Origin of the sequence: Gluconobacter sp. P1D12_c, from assembly GCF_018812105.1 — a bacterium.
Lineage (GTDB): Bacteria > Pseudomonadota > Alphaproteobacteria > Acetobacterales > Acetobacteraceae > Gluconobacter > Gluconobacter oxydans_A.
On sequence record NZ_JACSIQ010000767.1, the window covers coordinates 1 to 379 of the forward strand.

A 379-nucleotide genomic window follows, 5' to 3' on the forward strand; every position below is an offset into this window, starting at 1 on the left:
CATTTATTGAAGAATCAAAATGAGAAGTTGAAAGCGAGTAATTCATCACTAAAAACAAAAATTCACAAAAGTAATGAATCACGAAAATCACTATTGAACGAATTGAAAAGCGAACGCGAAAAAAGTTTTGATAAGGGCAAGCCGTTCAGAGATTTACAGAAGAAGAATGAACAGCTTGAAACTTATCTTGGTTTAGTTTTTGATTCTTTGGATTCGCATGGAATTAATCCTGTTCCGTTCATTAAGACTGTCTACACGTTGGATGATTTAATGCGTGATTGCGATAGGATTGCGAAGGAGTGGCTTGAGTCATTCCAGGCGACGTGGGAACCTAAGGCGAAGCCTCAAAAGGGTTCTGATCGCTCTATTGCCTAGAGCG

General features: G+C 38.8%; 1 protein-coding gene. It reads left to right on the forward strand.

The window, feature by feature from the left end:
- A partial coding sequence (locus tag KP705_RS19110; RefSeq protein ID WP_215765449.1) for a hypothetical protein occupies positions 1–375 on the forward strand: 375 nt, incomplete at its 5' end.
- Positions 376–379 lie beyond the last annotated feature (4 nt).